The following is a 1,086-nucleotide window of genomic DNA, read 5'->3' on the forward strand; positions in this document are numbered from 1 at the left end:
CCTGCCCTCAATCGGTCGTAGCAATTGATCTTGTGGTGGTGTAGTCCTGCTCGGCGAGTTGATCGTCGGGGGGAGCTGCTGTGGGGGCGGTGCGACACATGCTGACATTGGCCGACCGGGAAGAGATTTCCCGGGGAATCGCCGAGGGAGTGCAGAACCAGGTCATCGCGGAACGGATCGGGCGCTGCCCGAGCATCATCTCGCGCGAGATCGCCCGGCACGGCGGACGGGACGCCTACCGGGCCGCGCGGGCCGGCCGGACGGCGTGGCGGACGCGGCGGCGTCCCAAGACCCGCAGGATCGACGCCGACGCCTACCTGCGGCTGGTGGTGGTCGAACTGCTCAAGCAGGGCTGGTCCCCGCAGCAGGTCGCCGGGCGGTTGCCGATCGACCACCCCGCCGACCAGCATGTGAGGGTGTCTCACGAGGCGATCTACGGCTGGATCTACGCACTGCCCAAGGGCGAGCTCGAACGTCAGGGCCTGGCGCTGCGGTCGGGCCGCACCCGCCGCCGGCCCGCGCACGGCCGCGCACCGCGGGCGCCGCGGATCCGCGGGATCCGCTGGATCGACGAGCGGCCCGCCGATGCCATCGACCGGCGGGTCCCCGGGCACTGGGAGGGGGATCTTCTGGTGGGCAAGGACGGGAGGACCGCGGTGGCCACGCTGGTGGAGCGCGTCTCGCGGTTCGTGGTCCTGGTGCCGTTGGCCGGGCGGGACGCCGCCACGGTCTCCGAGGCCGTCATCGACCAGGTCAAGGACCTGCCCGAGGTGGTGCGCCGGTCGCTGACCTGGGACTGCGGGTCGGAGATGGCCGAACACGCCGCGATCACCCTCAAGGCCCGCCTGCCGGTGTACTTCGCGCATCCGCACTCGCCGTGGGAACGGGGAACCAACGAGAACACCAACCGCTGGCTGCGGGAGTATTTCCCCAAAGGCACCACGATCACCAACGACCCGGACTACCTGCAGGCCGTAGCCGACGAACTCAACAACCGGCCCCGCGCTATCTTCGGGTTCAAGAAGCCGAAGGAAGTGTTCGCCGAGCTACTGACCAGCGGAGTTGCTTCCACCGGTTGAGGGCAGG

The 1,086-nt window shown here is 69.7% G+C and carries 1 protein-coding gene; it reads left to right on the forward strand.

Annotated features, from left to right (window positions below):
* Nucleotides 1–98: 98 nt before the first annotated feature.
* Nucleotides 99–1,079: an IS30 family transposase gene (locus QSK21_RS35850; RefSeq protein WP_285702212.1), complete on the forward strand. Its 981-nt coding sequence runs from the start codon at nt 99–101 to the stop codon at nt 1,077–1,079.
* Nucleotides 1,080–1,086 lie beyond the last annotated feature (7 nt).

Origin of the sequence: Actinomadura sp. NBRC 104412 (assembly GCF_030269515.1) — a bacterium.
Classification (GTDB): Bacteria; Actinomycetota; Actinomycetes; order Streptosporangiales; family Streptosporangiaceae; genus Spirillospora.